The sequence below is a fragment of the Wolbachia endosymbiont of Spodoptera picta genome, from assembly GCF_018141665.1.
Taxonomy (GTDB): Bacteria; Pseudomonadota; Alphaproteobacteria; order Rickettsiales; family Anaplasmataceae; genus Wolbachia.
In genome coordinates this window covers 1041982-1065797 of the sequence record NZ_CP067976.1, presented here as the reverse complement: position 1 = coordinate 1065797, position 23816 = coordinate 1041982, and the positions used below count along the sequence as shown (strand labels likewise).

Annotated in this window: 17 protein-coding genes; 2 read left to right on the top strand and 15 right to left on the bottom strand. The window is 35.8% G+C overall.

Annotated elements, in window-relative coordinates; all coding sequences use genetic code 11:
• Nucleotides 1-124: 124 nt before the first annotated feature.
• On the top strand, nt 125-730 hold the full coding sequence (locus JKF54_RS04835; RefSeq protein WP_211907773.1) for a hypothetical protein: 606 nt from the start codon (nt 125-127) through the stop codon (nt 728-730).
• A gap of 101 nt (nt 731-831) precedes the next feature.
• Here JKF54_RS04835 and ltrA read toward each other — a convergent pair whose 3' ends face one another.
• The gene (gene ltrA / locus JKF54_RS04830; RefSeq protein ID WP_211907771.1) at nt 832-2145 is read right to left on the bottom strand and encodes a group II intron reverse transcriptase/maturase; all 1314 of its coding nucleotides are present in this window, start codon (nt 2143-2145) and stop codon (nt 832-834) included.
• A gap of 859 nt (nt 2146-3004) precedes the next feature.
• On the bottom strand, nt 3005-3772 hold the full coding sequence (gene rlmB, locus JKF54_RS04825; protein WP_211907770.1) for a 23S rRNA (guanosine(2251)-2'-O)-methyltransferase RlmB: 768 nt from the start codon (nt 3770-3772) through the stop codon (nt 3005-3007).
• Nucleotides 3773-3864: 92 nt separating this feature from the next.
• Between rlmB and JKF54_RS04820 the strand changes: the two genes are divergently transcribed.
• Entirely contained in the window at nt 3865-4356 is a 492-nt protein-coding gene (locus JKF54_RS04820; protein WP_211907769.1) for a Smr/MutS family protein, read from the top strand.
• 11 nt (nt 4357-4367) lie between these two features.
• Here JKF54_RS04820 and uvrC read toward each other — a convergent pair whose 3' ends face one another.
• The 13 genes from uvrC to acnA form a co-directional block, all read right to left on the bottom strand.
• Nucleotides 4368-6185 carry an excinuclease ABC subunit UvrC gene (gene uvrC / locus JKF54_RS04815; protein WP_211907768.1) on the bottom strand — a complete coding sequence of 606 codons (1818 nt, stop codon included), beginning with the start codon at nt 6183-6185 and terminating at the stop codon, nt 4368-4370.
• Nucleotides 6169-8277: a glycine--tRNA ligase subunit beta gene (gene glyS / locus JKF54_RS04810; protein WP_211907767.1), complete on the bottom strand. Its 2109-nt coding sequence runs from the start codon at nt 8275-8277 to the stop codon at nt 6169-6171. The genes uvrC and glyS overlap by 17 nt, the downstream gene beginning before the upstream one ends.
• A gap of 3 nt (nt 8278-8280) precedes the next feature.
• A complete protein-coding gene (locus JKF54_RS04805) occupies nt 8281-9120 on the bottom strand; it encodes a glycine--tRNA ligase subunit alpha (RefSeq protein WP_211907766.1) in 840 nt (279 codons plus the stop codon).
• A 44-nt stretch (nt 9121-9164) separates the two neighbouring features.
• A complete protein-coding gene (locus JKF54_RS04800) occupies nt 9165-9923 on the bottom strand; it encodes a phosphatidylglycerophosphatase (RefSeq protein WP_211907765.1) in 759 nt (252 codons plus the stop codon).
• A gap of 657 nt (nt 9924-10580) precedes the next feature.
• Complete coding sequence (gene hemB / locus JKF54_RS04795; protein ID WP_211907761.1) at nt 10581-11579, bottom strand: porphobilinogen synthase; 999 nt, start codon at nt 11577-11579, stop codon at nt 10581-10583.
• The gene (gene nuoH, locus JKF54_RS04790) at nt 11572-12597 is read right to left on the bottom strand and encodes an NADH-quinone oxidoreductase subunit NuoH (RefSeq protein ID WP_211907759.1); all 1026 of its coding nucleotides are present in this window, start codon (nt 12595-12597) and stop codon (nt 11572-11574) included. Before nuoH ends, hemB begins: the two co-directional genes overlap by 8 nt.
• Complete coding sequence (locus JKF54_RS04785; protein ID WP_211907757.1) at nt 12581-13030, bottom strand: hypothetical protein; 450 nt, start codon at nt 13028-13030, stop codon at nt 12581-12583. The genes nuoH and JKF54_RS04785 overlap by 17 nt, the downstream gene beginning before the upstream one ends.
• A complete protein-coding gene (gene nuoG / locus JKF54_RS04780; RefSeq protein WP_246433127.1) occupies nt 13014-15062 on the bottom strand; it encodes an NADH-quinone oxidoreductase subunit NuoG in 2049 nt (682 codons plus the stop codon). Before nuoG ends, JKF54_RS04785 begins: the two co-directional genes overlap by 17 nt.
• A 5-nt stretch (nt 15063-15067) precedes the next feature.
• Nucleotides 15068-15280, bottom strand: coding sequence for a hypothetical protein (locus JKF54_RS04775; protein ID WP_211907752.1), 213 nt, complete (start codon nt 15278-15280; stop codon nt 15068-15070).
• Between the two features lie 257 nt (nt 15281-15537).
• Nucleotides 15538-17034 (bottom strand): leucyl aminopeptidase, encoded by a 1497-nt coding sequence (locus tag JKF54_RS04770; RefSeq protein ID WP_211907751.1) that lies wholly within the window; start codon nt 17032-17034, stop codon nt 15538-15540.
• A gap of 96 nt (nt 17035-17130) precedes the next feature.
• Nucleotides 17131-17772: a protocatechuate 3,4-dioxygenase gene (locus tag JKF54_RS04765; protein WP_211908757.1), complete on the bottom strand. Its 642-nt coding sequence runs from the start codon at nt 17770-17772 to the stop codon at nt 17131-17133.
• A gap of 166 nt (nt 17773-17938) precedes the next feature.
• A complete protein-coding gene (putA, locus tag JKF54_RS04760) occupies nt 17939-21079 on the bottom strand; it encodes a bifunctional proline dehydrogenase/L-glutamate gamma-semialdehyde dehydrogenase PutA (protein ID WP_211907750.1) in 3141 nt (1046 codons plus the stop codon).
• 127 nt (nt 21080-21206) lie between these two features.
• Nucleotides 21207-23810 (bottom strand): aconitate hydratase AcnA, encoded by a 2604-nt coding sequence (gene acnA, locus JKF54_RS04755; protein ID WP_211907748.1) that lies wholly within the window; start codon nt 23808-23810, stop codon nt 21207-21209.
• Between the last annotated feature and the right edge of the window lie 6 nt (nt 23811-23816).

Genomic DNA, 23816 nt, shown 5'->3' with positions numbered 1-23816 from the left:
TTAGATCACAAGAGAAGAATTCTGAAGCGAAAAGCCTAAAGGGAATTTTATGCAAAATCTAGTATTTACGGAATTTATATTATTTTCATGCACATTATGGTTTTTATAATTAACAGAGGGTGATATGACTACTACAATAAAAGATGCAGCAGACGATGCTGGTTTTATAACAGCCCTAATGGCATTACAAGGATTTAATGACAAGGTATATATTAAAGCTGCTCCAGCTGATGAAGTTTACACTAAAATAGCTGCTGATACTGCATTTGTTAAAACTACAGATCTTGCAACAAAAGTTGCAGAACAAGCTGTTGTGGATATTCTAGTTCCTGCTCTTGCAACAGTTGGTACTGATGATACTAAGAAGGTTTACACTAAAGGCACAGTAGATACTAGTTTTGCTAAAATTGATGCTTCCAACCTTACAGAAGCAAATCAAAAAGCTTTTGCAAAAGCTATTCTTCCTGCTAAAGATGGCCAAAAATCAATCTTAATAAATGAACTTGGTGAAGCTTTGGATAGGGTTGCAGATGATAAAGCTACCGATAAAGTATATGGTGCTAAAGGTAGTGAAAAGATAGCAAAAGATTTCTTAGCTGATAAAGGATTAAAACCAACGCCTGAAGATGTAGCCACCGAGCTAGCAAAAAACGCAGTTTTTCAAGCTAATAACAAAATTCAAGTAAGTTCTCAAGACCCAGAATTTCAAGCAGCTGTAAAGGTCTGGTAGAGACTTATGACCTTGAAATCAGCGATTTGGTCTCATAACCATAGTCTCCCCAAAAGAACCGTGCTTGCGGATTTCCCGCACACGGCTCCACAATACAGCGTTCACACTAGTGCTCCTGTGTATAAAGAAACATATACCTTTGGTTTTGGTAATGGATTTACTTTTAAATAGTGTATAAATTGTTCCCAATCGATACTTTTCTTTTGACTACGTCGGTTTATCCACTTAAATGCTAACTTTGTTGCCAGTCGATTGAATTGAATCAAACACCGATAATTTCCGCTAACTCCGAAGTAGCTATAGTGTCCTGTTAGTTTGGCTTTAAGTTTCTGCCACCAATCTTTGAGGCAGATACGACTTCGTACCATCTTCAACCACTCTTTGATTTCTTTAATCTTTCTAGCTAGGCTTATTTTTGAAGTTTTCTGCTTCATCATAAGTTTACCATTACGACTTTTTCCACAATAATGTGTAAATCCTAGAAAGTTGAAGCTAGCCGTCCTACGTTTCTCTCTTTCTGCTTGATACCATTCTTTCTTACCAAACTTTACTATTTTTGTTTTATTTTCAGCTATTTCCAATCCAAATTTACTTAGTCTTTGTTTCAGTAATTCTAGAAATTCTTTTGCGTCTTCTTCCCTCTCGCAGCCAACTACAAAATCGTCGCAAAACCTTATTAGCTGTATATATCCTCTGGCTTTTGGCTTAAATTTCTTTTCAAACCATAAGTCCAGCACATAGTGTAAGTATATATTAGCTAATACAGGGCTTACTATACCACCTTGTGGTGTGCCTTGATCGGTTGCTTTATAACATCCAACTTCGACTATTCCTGCCTTTAGAAATCGTTTTATTAACCACAATAAATTTGGGTCAGCTATTCGTTCCCTTAGACAATTCATTAGCCATTTATGTTGAACATTATCAAAGAACTTCTTGATATCCACTTCTACAATATAGTTAATTGGTTTGTGCATAACTGCTTTATCTAGAACGTTTATCGCCTGATGACAATTTCTTCCTGGTCGAAATCCATACGAGCTGTCCATAAAGTTTGCTTCATAAATATTTTCTAATATCTTCTTTAGCATTACCTGTACCAACTTTTCTTCTGTTGATGGTATTCCGAGACCGCGTTTTTCCTTGCTTCCAATTTTGGGTATGTATACCCTTTTCACTGGTTGCGGTCGGTATTGCTTTCTCTTCATACTATCCACTAGCATTCTAAGTTTCTCTTCTAGATTTTCTCCATAAGCTTCCACTGTCACACGATCTATACCGCAAGCCTTGTTGCGTTTTAGTTCCTTGTAACACTCTGCAAGATTCTCTTCATTAATCAAATGAACTAGCGATGTAAATTTTACTCGCTTATCTTGCTTAGCCCTTACTGCTATCTGGTTTAGTTTTCCTTGCATACTCCTCCAATCTCTGTTGTATTGGTATAGCAATCCCTATACCAGTCACTATATTGCTAACCGCTTCCCCTTGTATGTGGCTTTCCCACACTCCGAGTACTATCAGTTAGTCCGACTTCCTTTGCATCTTCCTCCAGTCCTTGCCTTTATTGACTTGTTCCAGAGTACCCTTACAGGAATACAAAGGATCTCCCAAGTTCACGTAAGGTCCATCTCAACACATGACGCGGCCTTCGATCCCGATGGGGTGAGTAATATCTTTCCTTAGCGTTATTACCCATGTTGCCTTCCACCAAATGTAAAGTGTCGGCCCCCATGACGCGTGAATTACGGGACTCAATACCTTCACTTTCGTTGCACCCTATGTTGTCCATTCCATTAGCTTTACTACGCTCGTTACCTTACGCAGCATAATGGTTTGTTCCAGGTTGCTGGCTAAGCTTTACCCGTGTTGGATTTTCACCAACTGTTCCTTACGCACTTCTTGGCGCACACAGTAATGTCACAGCCATCCTTCGAGATTCCAATAGATCCAAGTGCACCATTTTCTTGGGATTGGTAATGTAAGTGCCAGTAGATGATATCTCGCTATGTCATTCACTGTTGTCATTCCAGCATGTGATACACAGCTGTACGAACATTATTCTGTAGGAAGATGTCATGCCAGTGCCCAGACACTGGAATCCATTTTTCCATCATAAGAAACGTTGATTACTTTTATACTCGTAAATTTAACTGGATCCCAGTGTCATGCACTGGGATGACATCTTCCAGCTGTGCATGTGAAGCTAAAATGGCATTCTTTTTTCTAGATTCCAACGGTCTTGATAGCAGGCAAGAAGTATATTTTTCATTGCAACTAATTTGCAGTGATTTTTATTTTAATGTAGATGGAATATAGTCCTATTGCTGCTGCATTTGAAACATTTAGGCTATCAATTACGTTTGACATTGGGATTTTTAAAAGATAATCACAACTTTCTTTCACTAATCTCCGCATTCCTTTCTCTTCAGAACCAAAAACAATTACTCTTTTTTGCCCAAAATTCTTTATTTTATCTATATTTTCCTTTGCATTGCAATCAAACCCATAACACCAGTAGCCTATCTTTTTTAAAGACTCCATCGTCTTTACTATGTTTGTAACGTATATTAGAGGAACAATGTCTAATGCGCCACTTGCTGTTTTTGCGATAGATGCATTTTCGCTTGGTGAATGGTGATACGGTAAAACCAATGCATCAATGTTGAAACAAGCTGAGGTTCTTAAAATCGACCCTATATTGTGTGTATCAGTAATTTGATCTAAAATGACTATAGTAGAGTTTTCACCTGATCTTTCAGCTATTTCTTCAATATTTAAGCTGTGAAAAATAGGAGTAACTTTTAAAGCAATTCCTTGGTGATTTACACCTTTGGGTAAAACATCATTGAACATTTTGTTCTCTACCAGTCGAGCTTTAATGCCCTTACTATCTGCACATTGTTTAATTTCTTTCTCAAATTCTCTGTAGAAATTTTCTGTTACTAACAGTTCTATACACCGCCTATTTTTGTTTCTTAATGCTGAAATACAAGTGTGCTTTCCATATATCCAACAGTTTTCATTAGCTTTTGATGATTTCATCTCATTATTAAAAATCAGATTTTTATAGAGTAAGCAATATTTTACTGTGTTTATATATTGTTGTAAAATTATGCAGTTCAATTAATGAATTTATGTCAGATGATGAGTTAGATTGGCAAAAAAATGTTAAGCCAATAGAATGTGGAAAAGTTACTTTGAAAGTTGATCACAAAGTAAATATAAAATCTATGATTGATAAAGGTGCCTCTAGTTTACAAGAAAATTTTCTTAATACTGATAATGGTGATTCATCATTTTGTCTTGACTACAATACAAAATTAAAGATCGATAGGGGCAAATATTTTATAAGCGATAAACTCGATTTGCACGGCTATAGTATAGATAATGCTTATTGTAAATTGATAGATTTTATTATCAAAAATTATCAAGCAGGGAATAGGTGCTTATTGGTAATTACGGGGCATGGTAATAGTACAGATAAAATAGACACTATAAAGAATAGCTTAAATAAGTGGTTGAATGACACAAAAGTTCGGAATATGATCTTATACTATCAGCAAGCAATAAAAAAACATGGTGGCAAAGGAGCTTTTTATGTCTTATTAAGAAGAAATAAAGGTTAATTTTAGAGTACCTATTTAGGAGTACCTTTCTTAGAATTCACGTTTTGAAGAATGATTTCTGCTAAACCTTTACTAATTCCAGGTACGTTTTGAATTTCAGCTAGAGAAGCTTTGCTTATATTTTCTACCGAACCAAAATGAGACATGAGTGCCTTTTTTCTTTTACTGCCAACACCGGATATTTTACTTAATTGTGAAGCAAAAAACTGTTTATCGCGTTTTTTTCTATGCGAAGTTATCGCAAAACGGTGAGCTTCATTACGCAGCAATTGTAAATAAAGCATGACCTTGCTGTCACTTGCTAGAGTAAATTCTTCTCTGTCCGGCACATAAAATCTTTCATTTCCTGCATTACGATCATGACCTTTCGCCATACAAGCAAAAGGAACTTTTATATTCAATATTTCCAATACATTCTGCACTATGGAAACATGTCCTGGACCGCCATCAATCAGTAAAAAATCAGGGATTATATCTTTTATATTGCCAGAGAAACGTCTAGTCAGCACTTCTCTCATCATTTTATAGTCATCACCTGAACTTTCTTCTTTTATAGTAAATTTTTTGTATTCACTTTTTAAAAAACCTTCCTGCCCTGCAACAATCATCACACCAACTTGTTGATTTCCAGATATATGGCTATTATCATAAACCTCGATACGCTTTGGAATATTTGGTAACAAGAAAATCTTCCTAAGCTCTTCGAGCTTTTCTAGGTTATTTCTATAATCAGTAAGCTTCTGCTCTAGGCTATGCTTAGAATTATTGTAAATAAAATTCAACAAATCACGCTCTTTACTATTTTTCGCATACAAAACTTTTATTGATTTTTGAGTAAGAGCATAAAGTGCTTGTTCTATAATTTCCTTATCCTTAATAAAATCGGGAACGTAAATTTGCGCTGGTGGTGTATTAACTGGATTATACAAATTGACCAAAAAGGTGGATAAAATTTCATCATTTGGATGATCACTACAATTCTCAATGAAGTAAGGAATGCTTCCATAGTTACCTTTATCTCTGAAAGATAGTACACCAATGCATGCTAAGTCTGCCTCACGTACAATGCTGAAGAAATCTGCATCTTCTTCAAAAGAAAAATCCATTGGCTGCATTTGAATTTGCTGAAGAAATTTCAATCGATCTCTATAGACAGCAGCAAGCTCGTAGTTCATCTCCCTACTGCACTTTTCCATTGTAGAAAATAGCTGTCTTTGCACTTCTTTATTCCTTCCTAGCAGAGTATCTTGTGCTTGTTTTACTGATTTGCAGTAATCATCTTTTGTAATTTTATCTACGCATGGTGCTGAACAGCGCTTAACTTGATACTCAAGACATGGTCTTTTTGTTGAAGAGAAATATTGATCTGAACATACTCTTAAGAGAAAAGCTTTTTGCAATGATAATATAGTGTTCTTAACAGCAGCGGCAGATGGAAAAGGGCCGTAGTAATGAAACTCATTCTTCTTAAACTTACCTCTATATTTCGCTATTCTTGGATAATCATGCTTAGAAATTGTTATATAAGGATAAGATTTTCCATCCCTAAGCAAAATATTATAAGATGGTTTTAACGATTTTATTAACTGTGCTTCAAGAAGCAATGCTTCGATTTCATTCTCAGTGATGAATATTTCAACCTTAATAACCTGTGAGATCATTACTCTGATTCGTTCAGAAAGGTTTTCGAATTGAAGGTAGTCGGATAATCTCGACTTCAAGTTTTTTGCTTTACCAATGTATAAAACCTTATTCTTATCTCCAACCATCTTATAAACGCCACAGGATTGTGGAGATGATTTGATTTGTTCCTTATATTGCCTGAGCATTTATCAATTGTTTAACCTGTATAAGGTTAAACTCTGCTACTAAATGAAAGGTAGAAACAACATTTGCAAGCAAAGACAACCTGTTTATTCTAAGCTCATTAGAATCACAGTTAATCTTTACACTGTCCATAAATTGATTGATAAATGGAGCAAAACGAGCAAGTTCATCAAGCGCTGTATTAAAGTCGTTATTTTCTATCGCTTGTTTGATGTTTTTACAAGCAGCTATAGCACAATTTGATAGCGCAATCTCCTCATCTTCAATCAAAAACTTCTTACTGTAAGATGCATTATAAGTAGTGCCATCACTTTTTCTCACTTTGCTCATCATGTTACTGGCTCTTTTATAAGTGCTTAGAACCTGTTCACCTTCTTTTGTACTAAGATAACGATCCAATATCACAGTTTGCTTTTCCGCTTTCAGCAGATCATTAATATCGACTTTATATAGTATTGAATCTACAACATCTTGCCTTATATTTCTATTTTTTAAAATAATCTTGAACCTTTCTAAGCAGAATTTAAATACTAGTTCTGAAATTTGTTTTTCACTTGGCTTATCAACTGGAGTTATATTTTTATTCAATAGAAGCCTTGAACATAAAGATACTGACTTATCTATCAGCAATCTAATTGGAATATGCAAATTATTTTCAAGTATTGTTCTAATTATACCAATTGTCATTCTCCGCAAACCAAACTGATCATACGAACCAGAGATTTTCTCACCTGCTGCAATTAAGCCAACCAAACTATCCATTTTGTCTGCAATAGCTACAGCAATCGCAGTAGGAGATTTAGGGCATTCTTGGTCCGATCCAATTGGCTTATAGTGCTCAGTTATAGCTTCCACTACTTCTTTATCCTCTTCAAAATAAGAAGCGTAGTATCCACTCATTACTCCTTGCAATCCCGGAAATTCTTTCACTATCAACGTTGCAAGATCTGCCTTTGCTAAATATGCAGCACGTTCAACTTTAATTAATGAAGCATGTGGAATAAATATCGCTATATAATTTGAAAGAGCGATAATACGCTTCACTTTTTCTTCTACGCTACCGAGCGAAGCATGAAATGAAATAGAGCTCAATTTTTTGACATAGTAATCTAGGTTTTCCTTCTTGTCTTGAGATATCAAAAACTGGGCATCAGCAAGACGTGCTTCTAATATTCTTTCATGGCCTTTAACAACTTCATTGTTGTTAACATTTACAACAGTAACAAAATGTGATATTTTCTGTCCATCACTTAAAGCAAGATACTTTTGCTGCGTATTAATTATACTAAGTATTACTTCCTTCGGTAATTCTGATGATTTTACTTTACCAAATAATACTATTGGCCACTCTATAAGCCCTGCCAATTCATTCAGTAAATAATCATTTTTTTCAAGTTGTAAGTTCTCCTCTTTTGTAAACTTATTAATCTGATCTAGTATAAATTGCTTTCTTTTGTCCAACTGGAGAATGACATTATTTTTTTCTAACAATTCCAAATAGTCTTTGGGTGTTTTAACAGTAAGTACTGCATCACCTGAAAGAAACCTATGACCATACGTCACGTTGCATGCTGTAACCCCTGCAAAAGATATAGGTATTATTTCGTCATTTAAAATACATAGAATATTTTTAATTGGCCTAACCCATCTCTCTTTTCTTTCACTCCATCTCATACTCTTTGGCCAAGAAAAGTTTTTTAGCATTTCCTCCAGTTGATTTTTGAGAAACCCGTTGATGTTAAATAAGCAGCTTTCTCTCTTAATGAAGTAAAAATCTTCATCGTTTACTTTGCGAATGAGTAAATCTTCTTCACCTTTCCGATTTTTTCTCAAAAAACCTTCGATAGCACTTTTCGGTGCATTAACTCTTGGTCCTTTAATCTCATTGTTAGAATCTTTTAGCTCCAAAGCACTTATGCCATCAATAAAAAGAGCAATGCGACGTGCAGTCACATAAACTTCTATAGATGCAAATTTCACATTATTTTTACTAAAAGCATTAGTGATATAGCTCTTAACCTGAGCTGCAGATGAATTCTGCATTCTTGATGGAATTTCTTCTGAAAGACATTCAAACAATAATTGTGACAACATATTCTACTTTGCTCTATATAATTCACAGCATTTTTTTGTTAACTCTCTCACTCTACCAATATAGGCTGTACGTTCATTCACACCAAGCACACCTCTTGCATCAAGTAGATTAAGTAGATGGCTCGTTTTAATACATTGGTCATAAGCTGCTATCGGCAATTCTTTTTCAACAAGGAATTTACACAGTTTTTCTGTATCCTCAAACTGCTGTTGTACTACTTTAGTATCATAATAATCAAGTGCCAGGTAAGAAAACTCTCGCTCTCTTTGTTTAAAAATATCTCCATAAGTTGCACCGCTACCGTTCCACATTATGTCGTAAACATTATCTACACCCTGTATGCACATTGCTAAACGCTCTAACCCATATGCTACTTCACCAGGAATTATTCTGCAGTCAATACCTCCCACTTGCTGTATATAAGTAAGTTGTGTTACTTCCATTCCGTTGCATGTAACCTCCCAACCAAGACCGGATGCACCAACACTTGGGTTTTCCCAATCATCTTCAATAAACTTAATATCATATTCTTTTGTCGATACACCAAGAGCTTTTAAGCTATTTAAGTAAATATCTTGCAAATTGCTGCCAGATGGTTTTATTATAACTTGGTATTGATGATGCTGATATAAACGATTAGGGTTGTCGCCATAGCGTCCATCTGCAGGTCTGATTACTGGTTGTAGATACGCAATTTTTGTTGATTTTTCGTCAATCGCTGACATGATTGTTGCGGGATGTAGTGTTCCAGCTCCAACTTCAGACGTATATGGATGAAGTATAGTACACCCTTCATCTACCCAAAAATCTTGTAATCCCTTTATTATATCTTGTAGATTCACGCAAACTGTATATCTTTTAAACTGAATACATAAGCAAATAAGTACTATTCTATACTTATTTTTTTAATAGTGCCATGAAAATAGTCACTCAAGGCTATTGAACTTTCTTTTACATACTCAAATATGCTTTTGTTTAAAACAATCGCATCATGCATAGTCAGATCGCAGAATATAAATGCAGTCAAGTACAATAAAATCACTGCATAAAACACATGAAAAATCCCTTCAAATGTGATTGATATTGCATTGTTATAACTAAGCTGTATCGTACTTATCGGCCATGGTTTTATTACTTCTACAATATTAAAAAATAAATAAGGTATTATAAAGAAAAAGAACAAATGCATAAGATCATTAAACCAAAATGGACATTGAAGTATTGCTTTACATATACTTAGATAGAATTTACTTACAGTATAATAAATTGACATTATTGCCGGCATCGAAAGCGCAACAGTCAGCACCTGTCCTGATGCTATTTGTATTACTATATTCTCATCACTGCTGGCTGAAGGATCTTGAATGTGAAAAATGGATATTGCAACTAATTGCAGCACTAACATAACTATTGCTAGCTTGGTAAAAATGGCAGCTACAACTATGCCTGTATTCGGCATTTTATATAGTATAAAATCACCTCCGTATGTAAGCATTAATATAATGTCGGTAATAAATAATATTAGAAAAGAAGACCAATAATGCTGCCAACCCGGTAAATACCCTACTCCTAAAAAAGAGCTTACTATTTTGGCAGGAAAAACCTTGCCTAGCACCTTACCCAAAAATTGAAAAAAAATCCCCATGTCCTAACTAACACTTGACTTATATTTTTCACAATACTGAATTGTAATGGACTTATCAATACACTTCTTGCATAGAAAAAAGGCAAATAGTTAAAAACGATCTAAGTTTAGCAATAACCGTTGCCCCTTCTATCGTCATCCCAGTGCCCAGGGATTGGCTCTTTTTTTCTAGATTCCAGTACTGGAATGAGATCTTCAATATTCTTACATCTGATCTCAAACTATGGAATAACACCGTTATACGCACTGGAATATGGGCATCATTCAAGCAGCTGATCTCTATGATGGCATCATCCCAGTACTGGGATCCAGAACAGGTAATAAGAACTGGTCACGCGCTGGCCTGAAGCTTTAACTATAAATATTAAAAAATTTACCAGGCGAAAAAAAAGGCAAAAAAATCCCTATGTAGTGAGTTTTAATAATGTAAATTGATAATGTGCTAACAAGCGCGATTTGGCTGAATGTAGAAAAATAAAAAAAGCCGCTATAATTTTATGTAATTTGCCAATAAATATCTGAGTTTTTTACTGAATTTTTGTTGTTAAATCTGCAGAGATTAAAAACAAGGATAAATACTCTTATTGATATGATAAGGAAAGTGGGAAGGTTTGTCAAGTCACTTCGGCTAGCTACCTACTTAGATGTTCCACACTGCTAAGTAGATACCAAATTTTTTGCAACATCAAGTGCAGCATAGGTAAATATTGCACTTGCACCTGCACGTTTAAAACCAATTAAGGACTCATAAATCACTCTGTTATAATCCAGCCAGCCATTATTTGCTGCAGCTTTTATCATTGCGTATTCACCGCTTACTTGGTAAGCAAAAATCGGAAAATTAAACTTTTCACTTGCTGTTTTTATTACATCTAAGTATGGCATACCCGGCTTTATCATAATAAAATCTGCACCTTCATCTATATCCATTTCGATTTCGCAGATTGCTTCACGTGCATTTCTATAATCCATTTGATAACCACTTTTGTCGATGAAATTTGATGATGCGCACGAACCGACAACTTGCCTGAACGGCGCATAGAAGCTAGAACAGTACTTTACTGCATAGGACAATATTGACACATTCTGAAAGTTATTATCATCCAATGTTTTTCTTATTTTTCCTATCCTGCCATCCATCATATCAGAAGGAGCAACTATATCGCATCCTGCTTTTGCTAAAACAAGTGCTTGCTTACATAATGCTGACACAGTCTCGTCATTTTCTACATCTATCCTACTGCTTTTTAAAATGCCATCATGACCGTGAGTAGTGTATGGGTCTAGTGCAATGTCTGCAATAATGCCAATATCCGGTACATTTGATTTTACAGCACAAATTGCTTTACAGATTAAATTGTCAGGATTGTACGCTTCCTCGGCGTTTTCAGATTTTAGTTTACTATCAACTACAGGAAAAATTGCAACAGCATTAATCCCCGAGTCCTTAGCTTTCTGAATTATAGAAATTAATCCATCTATTGAATAACATTTGATATCAGATAAGCCAGAAATTGGCTCAATTGTTTCTTCTCCGTCATGAACAAATAAGGGAAAAATCAAATCATTTACTGATAAAGTGCTTTCACTTGTTAAATTGCGAATCCACTTGCCTGAGCGCCTACGCCTTAACCTTGTATTTGGGAAATTAAACATTGGATCCAGGCAAATTCCCAGTAAAAAGCAACACTCCTGAAATGAGTATTACCCAAAGTACCGATATTGGCAAAAATACTTTCCAACCAAGACGCATTAATTGATCATAACGATAACGAGGTATTGTAGCTCTAATCCAAACAAATATAAACAAAAGTACAACTATCTTCAAAACAAACCAGATTAAACTAGGAATTTTATACAGCAAACTAAGCTCTAATGGAGGATACCACCCTCCTAGAAAGAATATTGTCATCATAGCGCTTGCTAAAATCATATTTGCATATTCTCCCAAGAAAAAGAGAGCAAAAGGCATTGATGAATACTCGACGTTATACCCAGAGACGAGCTCTGCTTCAGCTTCTGGTAAGTCAAATGGGTGACGATTAGTTTCGGCAAGCAAAGAAATAAAAAATATTATTCCTATAGGCATTAGTAATAAATCAATCCAAAATGGCATATTATGTTTCGCTACCACCATCTCTCCAAGATTTAATGTGCCAGTTGTAATAACAACTGTAGCAACTATTAGACCTATTGAAACTTCATATGAAATCATTTGAGCAGCTGACCTTATAGAGCCAAGAAATGCATAATTAGAATTACTAGACCAGCCTGCAATAATAATGCCATATATTCCCAAAGAGGATATAGCTAGCACATAAAGCACTCCAACATTAATATTTGCTATTACCTTAGGGATTATTACCTGCTGTCCATTTTCTGTAATTATTTCAGCTCCAAATGGTATAACTGCCCAGGAAATTAATGCTAAAATAAAGGTGAGCATTGGAGCCATAATAAACAGTATGGTGTTTGCTCTAAATGGTATTATCGGCTCTTTAATTATCAATTTGATAGCATCTGCAAATGGCTGTAGTAGCCCAAATGGCCCTACTACACTTGGACCATGCCTTAGTTGAATTGCACCAATAACTTTACGCTCAAAGTACACTAAATATGCTACTGAAAGCAAAAGTGGAATAAGAAGAAAAAGAATATCAAATATCAAGTACATGCAACCCTAAATCAAAAAAATAGTTCATAATTGTGGCAATAAAAAATACAGCAAATGCTCTAGACACAAAAGACAATGTCCCTATTGAAATCAATAGGACAACACTTTTCTGTACAGCATTTAGCTTAATAGAATAGTAAAATGATATGCATATGAATGACACTAGTGACATCATAATTAAGAGCATTGTGAGAGGCAAATAATTCCCTCTTCCCTCGCTAACTATAATAAATGTTATTGCCATCCATACATATCCTTCCGTAAATAATGCAATAATATCATTGATAAAATCAACTAGCTTATAAACGAACTGTTTTTCTAATGTATTTTGTTCTTTACACAAAAATATAGAGTTTAATTTTCGTTGAAAATATACCAGAGTTATTAGTAATAATGGTGTTAGAATAAATAAAATATTAAGTAGAGTGTTCATAAAAATCCTTAGTACAATCTGCCATTATTTTTGAAGCGCGACTTATTGAGTCTGTCATATAAAAATTACACTTTTTTAGAGTGAAAGAGATATTACTTAATTTTATTTCATCACAGGTAATTGGTACCCATTTGTTTTTCACCACTTGGTCAGCATCTCTAAACTGTGGACCAATAGTGTATAATTTCTTCCTCACATCAAATAAATTATCGTATAGTAAGGAAAGGCCCAAATATTGGGATAAATTTTTTATAATCAACCAATCTTCCTTTGCTTCACCAGGAGGAAAAACAGCTAAATTTGTTCTCTGTACTCGCCCTTCAGTATTTACATAAGTTGCATATTTCTCTGTGTAAGCAGCTCCAGGTAGAATAACATCTGCTATGTGTGCTCCACTATCACCATGATGGCCTTGATAAATTACAAATGTACTTTCTAACTTTGATATATCAATTTCATCTGCGCCAAGAAGATAAACTACTTCTATCTCACCACTTTCTGCCTGTTTTAGCATCTGATTAATGTCTTTTCCACCTTCGCTAGGAACAAATCCAATATCGAGTCCACCAACCCTTGCTGCAGCCTTATGCAGTACGTTAAAGCCATTCCAGTCATCTCTGATCATGTTAAATTTTTCTGCAATTTTGCCAGCTAGAGCTAAAACTGATTCAGAATCATCTCTTATTAATGCATCTTGACCGATAATTAGCATAGGGTTCTGAGCCGCACTCAGTAACTCGCAGAATTTGTGATTTCCCTCTTCTATTTCTTTTAGAACGTTTGGACCATCACCTAATCTTTCAACATTATATAGATATTCAAGATTAGGACCAATATTTGCAATAGTGAAATTACCTTGTAAATATCTCTTTCTCAATCTTGCGTTAATTATTGGTGCTTCTATTCTTGGATTTGTATTTATAAGCAGACATAAATCTGCATTTTCTATACCCTCAATAGTGGTGTTGAATACATATGACCCACGATTATTTGGTATAAGCTTTGCTCCATCTTGCCTACAATCTATATTCCCCGAGCCGAGCTTCTGCATCACTTCTTTGAGTAGAAGCATAGACTCACAATCTGCTAAATCACCTGCAATTGCAGCTATTTTATTTGATTTTGTATTCTTTAATTTCTTTGCAGCAACAGTTAGTGCTTCATTCCAATCAACTGGGGCTAATTTACCATCTTTTTTTACATAAGGTTGATCAAGACGCTGAACTTTTAGTCCATCATAGGCAAAACGCGTTTTATCTGATATCCATTCTTCATTTACCTCTTCGCTCAGCCTTGGTAATATTCGCATAACTTCCAGGCCACGATAATCAACTCTAATGCTACTTCCCACAGCATCTAGCACATCTATAGTCTCACAATGTGATAGCTCCCATGGACGCGCTGTAAAGGAGTAAGGCTTTGAAGTTAAAGCCCCTACCGGGCAGAGATCTATGATATTTCCAGATAATTCAGAACTAATATGCCTTTTTATGTAAGTGCTAATCTCTACATTTTCTCCCCTTCCGATTCCTCCAAGTTCATTTGTACCTGCAACATCAGACAAAAATCTAACACACCGAGTGCAATGAATGCATCGATTCATCGCAGTCTCAATCAGTGGTCCGAAGTGTTTTTTTGGCACAGCCCTCTTATGCCCATCAAGTCTGCTGGTTCCTTTCCCATAAGCCATCGTGATATCTTGCAAATCGCATTCACCACCTTGATCGCAAATTGGGCAATCAAGCGGGTGGTTAATTAGCAAAAACTCAAGCATACCTTCACGTGCTTTTTTAACCTTAGGGGTATCAGTGTGAATAACCATCCCTTCTGCAACTGGCATTGCACAAGAGGCTACTGGTTTTGGAGATCCACCCTCCACTTCAACCAAACACATTCTGCAGTTACCAGCAATTGCTAAACGCTCATGATAACAGAAACGTGGAATTTCAACGCCCACAACTTCACAAGCTTGAATTATAGTGAGCCCATGCTCTACTTCACATTCCTTAGAATTAATAGTAACTTTAACCACAACTATTATACAGCTTCCCACTTTATAGGATTGCAGCTTACCTCATCTTCAACCAGATTGCCGTTGTCATATTGAGCAGACATATAATTCATGCGCGAGTCACGATCTATATATCTAACAGGTTTTACCGGTTTATCTTTATACATTTTTTGCTCAGCTTTCTTACGCTGAGTAGGGTTATTTTTACTAGCTGTTTTCGCTTTCCCGCCTGCTGCCATATAAACTCCTAAAAACTTCTTATTTTATTTTAACACTTAAGTATACACCGTCAATGCTAAATAGCTTTAAAGTTTTAATAGTCCATTATTACAATCATCATTTGAACAAAATACTTTCTCTTGATGCTGCTCAAGTGTGTAACTTTAGAATCCCCAAAAAAGAAAATGTAAGTTACTTTGATGATATCATTTTCTACGTCTTATAAATAGACATTCATGTAGCCGTAAATTAAGCTATAAACTCAATACAAAGATCCTTAATTATCAATCTCATAATACTTCTCAACCAACTTATTTAGCAACCTTACACCGAAACCTACTGCCCCTCTTGGAGAAATATCAGTGCCTTTTTCGTGCCAAGCAGTGCCTGCAATGTCTAAATGTGCCCAACAAGTGTCGTTTACAAAACGCTGTAGAAACTGTGCAGCCATTATACTATCTCCACCAGAACCTGCAGGAGCTATATTTTGCACATCAGCAATCGGCGAATCAATAATTTTGTTATAAGTTTCATTCATAGGAAAGCGCCATAATTTTTCATTTACTTCATTTCCTGCATCAATCAGATGATTCGCTAATTCATCGTTATTTGAAAAAAGACCAGCATATTCATTATTTCCCAGTGCAACCACTATAGCACCAGTTAAAGTTGCAAGGTCGATCATAAATTTCGGTGCAAATCTATCTTGTGTATACCATAAAGCATCCGCAAGTATTAGTCTTCCCTCTGCATCGGTATTTAATATTTCTATTGTTTGTCCAGACATTGAAGTGACTACATCGCTCGGTCTTTGAGCATTACCATCCACTGCATTTTCTGCAAGTGCAACCACACCAATTGCATTTACTTTTGCTTTTCGCCCAGCTAGAGTACGCATCACTCCAACTACAGTAGCAGAACCTGCCATGTCATATTTCATTGACTCCATACCGCGTGAGGGTTTAAGTGACACTCCACCAGTGTCAAACGTTATACCCTTGCCTATAAAAGCTATTGGTTTTTGTTCTTGAGAAGCCCCATTCCATTTTATCACCACTAACTTTGGCTCTTTACTACTTCCTTGTGCTACTCCAAGCAGGGCTCCCATTTTTTTCTCTTCCATTTGCTTTTTATCAAGCACTTCAACCTCAAGACCAAGTTTAGTAAGTTCAGCTTTTATACGATTAGCGTAAGACTCTGGATATAAAATATTAGGTGGCTCAGTAGTAAAAGCACGTGCAAGAAAGATGCCTTCACCTTCGTGTTTTAAACGCTCAAATGATTTTTCAATGCTACTTAACTGTTCATCTTTTACTAATAATGTAATTTCCTCTACTTCTGTAATTTTTTCATCCTTTTTAGTTTTATACTTATTAAACTTGAAACTGCGCAGAAATGCTCCATATGCAACATTTGCTGTACTGCCCTCGATTGAAATAGCTGCTCGCTTGATTCTTAATCTGCTTAGCTCACAATATATTTTACCACCAATATTTAATCCTTTGCTTTCATCCCATTCATCTCTCATTCCAAGACCAGCAACTATAATATTTTTTCCCTCTGATGAAGTAACGGAGAAAAATTCACCAAAACCTCCATTAAAACCACTAAATTTCTTGATGTTATCTATAGCTTGCTTATCTTGTAGAACATTAGTTATGAGCTTATCACCCTCAAACAAACCTACCACTAGCGTCTCAAAATCGGGTAAAGCTTTAGAAATTGTTATCTTCATCGTTGACATCTCCGTTGCAAATAATTGTAAGCTGCACATAAAACATAGTAAAAACATTAGTAAGATATTTTTCATATACATTTTAAGTACAATAGCGCTTAAGACTACTATGAACTCCCCTGATATGCAAGGGCTTTATCTTTTATCAGAAAATTTGTTATGCCCACCTAGGGTTATATTAAATGTGTAGGTCTTCATGGCCTGATTGTTATAAGTAAATGGTGCTATCAGAAGGCTTGCAAGTCCACTCTCAATAAGATTACCAAAAAGAAGATCATCACAGTTATCGCAATTATGATCAGCAAAAAACATTTGTGTTGTGAATTCTGGAAAATCTGGATGTTGGACCAAAAAGTTGATGTGTGGAGCCCTATCACCAATTTTACCTGGTACTATTGTAATAAAATTATAATAGCCAAGGTTATTTACTACAAATCTTCCTGATCCAGCAAAATTTGGATCAAGCTCCACATTTTCATCATAATAGCTCATACCAAGTGAGTTTGCGTGCCATATAGAAACCACAGCATTTTGTATCGGTAAGCAATTTACATCAATAACTCTACCCACTACATTTATTAATTCTCCTGCTGCATTATTTGGAGAGCCAGGTTTTCTTCTTAAATTATTTGAAGAGTTAAAGCTTTTTGGCCTTGTTTCAAGATCATAAATCCCTGGAGTTTCAATACAATTAAGCAAAATAGGATCAGCTGCAAATAATGACAAATCGAATATAAATTGTACTAAAAACGCTAATAAGATATTTTTTAAATTCATTTTGTTTATAGTGCTTTTATCAGAATTATAGCAACCTTTTTCTTTTATTAAAGACAAGACTTCCTTTGAAGCCTCCTTAGAATCACAACTATCCTTTCAGTGTATGAGTTTTAGGTTTTAGTACTGCATACACAACTGCACGGACTTCCAATTTAGAAATTGCAAATCAATCCAAACACGCAAGTGTAATGTTACCTCCACATGCTGTAGTGTTGACACTTACAACCTTTTCTATAGAAAAACGTTGCAGATAATTAGGACCACCAGCTTTTGGTCCGGTACCTGACAGTCCTCTACCGCCAAATGGTTGTGTTCCAACTGCTGCACCTATTTGATTGCGATTGATGTATACATTTCCAACTGATATTTTCTTGCTTATTAAATCGATCTGACTTTGTACACGGCTTTGCAAAGAAAACGTAAGTCCATATCCTGTATTGTTTATATCACTTATAACTTCATTTAACTGCAACTTATTAAAACGTATGATATGTAAAATAGGCCCAAACACTTCTTGCTTTAATTGCGAAATTTTTTGTATCTCATAAATATACGGAGGAAAAAAATAACCATTATAAGAATTTGTATCCATGGGTACCTTGGACAAAAGGTTTGAATCTTCATCCCTTGATATTTTTTCCGTATGTTTAGTGAGCACATCAATAGATGCTTTGTCAATTATTGGACCAATATCTGTGCTCAGTTGTATTGGGTCACCTATCTTTAGTTCTTGAGCTGCATTGCATATCATTTTTATCTGTTTTTCTGCTATATCTTCTTGAATAAATAGCACTCTGAGAGCAGAACAACGTTGACCGCCACTGCGAAATGCAGAAATTAAAACATCCTTAGTTACCTGCTCTAAAAGAGCAGAACTATCAACAATCATAGCATTTAATCCACCAGTCTCAGCGATAAGTGGCACAATAGGACCATCTCTACTAGCAAGCATTCGATTAATTATTTGAGCAGTTTGTGTTGAACCAGTAAAAGCTACACCGGAAATTCTATTATCTGGTACTAATGTTTTACCTAAATACCAACCATCCCCTGGAATAAGGTGTAGCACATTTTTTGGTATTCCAGCTTCGTGTAGTATCTTAACGGCTTCATAGGCAATAATCGGCGTTTGCTCTGCCGGTTTTGCCAGCACTGCATTACCTGCTGCAAGTGCAGCTGAAACCTGTCCAATGAAGATAGCGAGTGGAAAATTCCACGGTGATATGCATAAGAAAACTCCTCTGCCTTCAAAAAAGATGAAGTTATCTTCACCTGTTGGACCTGGCAATTTTTTCCAGTCATTCAGTTCATTTTTTGCTATCATTGCATAATAGCGCAAAAAGTCGATTGCCTCTCTTACTTCTGCTATTGCATCGGATAAAATTTTTCCTGCTTCTACAATCAGAATATAAATTAACTCTTTCATCCTTTCCTCAAGCAAATCTGCAGCTTTTTCAAGGCATTTAGCGCGCTCTTCTGCTGAAACATTCTGCCACTTAGTAAAAGCACTATGTGCTATTTCAAGAGCATTTAAAGCCTGAGCACTTGTTGCACTTGACACTTCTCCAATTACATTTTCCAAATGTGCAGGATTCACTACTTCGGTAAATTTCGCACTGTCAAGAAACGACTCTCCATCAATTATTGGGCCAACTTGCCATTTCTTTTCACTAAATTCCCTTACATCATTTGCAAATTGTGAAACTGCAATTGAATCGCTAATATCCATTCCCAAGGAGTTTTTTCTTTCCTCTCCAAAAATATCTCGTGGCAACGGAATGCTTGGATGAGGCTCATACTCTAAGATTTTTACTTTTTCTAATGGATCTGAGACTAATTCTTCAATTTTAACGTCAGAATCATTTACTTGATTGACAAACGAGCTATTAGCTCCATTTTCAAGAAGGCGCCTAATAAGGTATGGCAATAAATCACTATGTTTACCAACTGGTGCATATATACGACAATTGATGCTTGTTGCAAGTTCTGAAATTGCATAATCATACAAACTTTTACCCATTCCATGTAAGCGCTGAAACTCAAAACCAGGATGATTTTTATCGGCAAGCTCTATTATAGTAGCAAAAGTATAAGCATTATGAGTTCCAAAACATGGATAAAAGTGATTCTCTTTGCTTAAAAGTTTCTGCGCACAGGCAAGATAGCATACATCTGTGTAGCTTTTTCTAGTAAACACCGGATAACCAATTAACCCTAATTCTTGTGTGCGCTTGATTTCTGAGTCCCAATATGCTCCTTTTACAAGCCTCACCATAATTTTATGCTTTGATCGAATGGCAACATCTTCAACAAAATCAAGAACAGATAAAGCACGTTTTTGATACGCTTGCACAGCCAAGCCAAGCCCCTCCCACTTAGAAAGTGAATCATCAAGACGCAATTGCTCAAATAAAACTAATGACATCTCAAGTCTTTCTGATTCTTCTGCATCTATACAAAGTGAAATGTTATATTTCTTCGCTTCATGACACAGTTCCAGCAACTTAGCTCTCAGCTCTTCAGCTATATTACCAAATTGGCTAAATTCATAACGTGAGTGCAGTGAAGACAATTTGATTGAAACCCCTTGAGATTTAAAGCAATCATTTATGTCAGCAGATTCACCTATGGCTTTTATTGCATGCATATATAAATTAAAATACTCTTCCGCATCCTCAACTGTGCAAGCAGATCCACCAAGCATATCAAAAGAGCATAAATACTTACTGTAGTCATCTGACTTCACACTTTCCAATGCTTTTTCTATAGTTTCTCCAACAATAAAATGCTTGCCAAGAATGGATATTGCTTGTTTCACCGCTTTGCGGATTATTGGCTCTCCTAAATTTTTCAATAACCTGGAAATTATGTGATAGAATTTTGAATCCTCTTCATTATTTCTCAATATACTGCTTCCTATAATTAAACTCCATGTAGAAGCATTAACAAACAATGAAGAGGAACGCCCCAGGTGTTTATTCCATTCTTGGTTGGCAATTTTATCTTTGATCAATTCATCTATTGTGTAATCGTCTGGTATTCTAAGTAATGATTCAGCAAGACACATTAGCGCTACTCCTTCGTCGTTAGAAAGTGAGTACTGTTGTATAAAAGAATCTATAATGCCTAATTTACTACCTCTAATCTTTTCGACAATTTGTTTTGCAATATTGTAAATTATGTTTTTTGAATCAGCCGAAAGTTCTGATTTTTCTACAAGATAGCGTACGTGACTTTTTTCATCAGCACGATAAAATGCCTGCAATCGTTTTCGTAATGCGTTAGGTTCTTGTATAGAACTGATCATAATTATCTACAAAACACCCTTTACCATATATAAGATAAGATTATATCATAACTTTACATCGAATAAATTATTATTTAAATAAAGAGCCAGAATCGATTCAAAAAACCTAGTTGATGAATGTGATAGCTCAAAAGGACTGCGCAAGTATATAGCTCAACACCCCACCACTCATCAAGTACTTAACCTCAGTTGCAGTTTGTACACAGCACTTGAGTTGAATGGATTGCTCTGAATCATCCTTTCTTTTAATGATACATTCTAGATTTCCATTTGGTACTACTTCACCTTTTATGCTCACTATCTCACTACCATCAAATATCTTTCTCGTTACTCCATCCTGAAATGCAAGTGGAAGAACACCCATACCGACCAAATTGGACCTATGTATGCGTTCAAAACTTTCTGCAATCAGAGCTTTAATTCCCAGCAATGCAGTACCCTTTGCTGCCCAATCCCTACTTGAACCCGTACCATATTCTTTTCCTGCAATGACAACTAATGGAACAGCTTCTCTTTTATATTGCATTGCTGCATCAAAAATTGACATAGTTTCTTGAGAAGGAATATGTTTTGTATAGCCACCCTCAGCACTCACCATTTTATTTCTTATTCTGATATTAGCAAAGGTTCCACGCATCATTACGTTGTGGTTACCGCGGCGAGATCCATATGAATTGAAATCTTGCGGTTCAACTCCAAGACCTTTTAAATATATGCCTGCAGGACTATTTGAGGCAATATTTCCAGCGGGAGAAATGTGGTCGGTAGTCACGCTATCGCCAAATATCGCGAGTATTCGTGCATCCTTTATATCAAAAATGTTGCTTTTATCATTGTCAGTCAATAAATTATCAAAATAAGGAGGGTTTTGTATATAAGTACTTTTCTCATTCCAGTTGTAGATTTCACTTTTCTCACACTTTATCTTTTGCCAATGCTCATCACCAGAGAAAACATCCTTATACTTTTGTATGAACATTTCACGTGTTACAACACTTTTAACACAGTTCTCAACTTCATCATTTTTTGGCCATATATCTTTGAGATAAACATCATTTCCATTCTTATCTCTGCATATAGGATCTTTTGTCAGGTCAATTTGTACAGTGCCTGCAAGTGCATAAACAACAACAAGTGGCGGAGAGGCCAAGTAATTAGCTTTGACTGAAGGATGGATTCTTCCTTCAAAGTTACGATTACCGGATAAAACTGCTGCAACAGTCAAGTTTTTATCCTTAATATCACTTTCTATATCTTCATTAAGCGGACCGGAGTTTCCAATACAAGTTGTACAGCCATACCCAACCAAATTAAAACCCAAAGCATTTAGATCTTCCTGTAACCCTGACTTTTCTAAATATTCTGTTACAACTTGTGACCCTGGAGCAAGAGAAGTTTTAACCCAAGGCTTTGATTTTAATCCAAGGTTGACTGCATTACGCGCTACAAGTCCAGCAGCAATCATTACGCTTGGGTTTGAAGTATTAGTGCAGCTTGTTATTGCTGCAATAACTACACTTCCATCTTGGAGTTTATCGCTTTCCTCTGACTCATTAACTGGAAATGATTTAGAAAAAGATTCTGCCACTTGCGAAAGAAAAACCTTATCTTGCGGTCTTTTTGGACCGGCCATTACTGGCTCTACGCTCGATAAATCAAGCTCCAGTGTGTCAAAGAACGCCAATTCGTCATTACTACGCCACAGCCCTTGTTCTTTTGCATAGACTTCAACCAATTTAACCAACTCTTTTGGCCTTCCGGTTAAGTTTAAATAATCTAGTGTCTTCTGATCAATTGGAAAGAATCCACAAGTTGCACCATATTCTGGAGCCATATTAGCTATGGTTGCTCTATCTGCCAAAGATAAATAATCTAATCCATCACCATAGAATTCCACAAATTTGCCAACAACGCCTTTTATTCTTAAAACATTGGTAATCGTCAGCACTAGATCGGTTGCAGTTACTCCTTCTGAAAGTTTTCCAATTAATTTAAATCCTACTACTTCTGGAATCACCATACTAATTGGCTGACCAAGCATCACAGATTCAGCTTCTATTCCACCAACACCCCAACCAAGAACCGATAAACCATTCACCATAGTAGTGTGGCTGTCCGTACCAACTAAGGTATCTGGATATAGAACTCCGCTATCGTTACATACAACTTGCGCTAAATATTCAAGATTCACTTGGTGGCAAATTCCAGTACCTGGTGGCACTACTCTAAAATTTGTGAAGGATGATTCTCCCCATTTTAAGAATTGATATCTCTCTAAATTTCTTTTCACTTCCAATTCAACGTTTTTACAAAATGCGGAAGTGCTTCCGTAACTGTCCACTTGAACAGAGTGGTCGATCACAAGATCAACAAGTACAGATGGATTTATTTTGCTTGGGTTGCCCCCGTTTTTCTTCACATAATTACGCATCGAAGCTAAGTCAACAATAGCAGGAACTCCCGTAAAATCTTGCATCAATACCCTTGCTGGTTTATAGCTAATTTCGTGATTGACATGTTTATTGACACAACTTGCTAGTGTTTTTATGTCACCCAATTTTACGCTCACTCCATCTTCGTTACGCAATAAATTTTCAAGCAATACCTTGAGTGAGCAAGGCAATTTTGTTAAATCTACTCCTAAGAATTTACCAGCGTTACTTAGGTTAAAGTAGTTATATAACCTTCCATCAATATTTAAAGTCGTCTTTGCATTTAAAGAATTGTTCATCCTGTA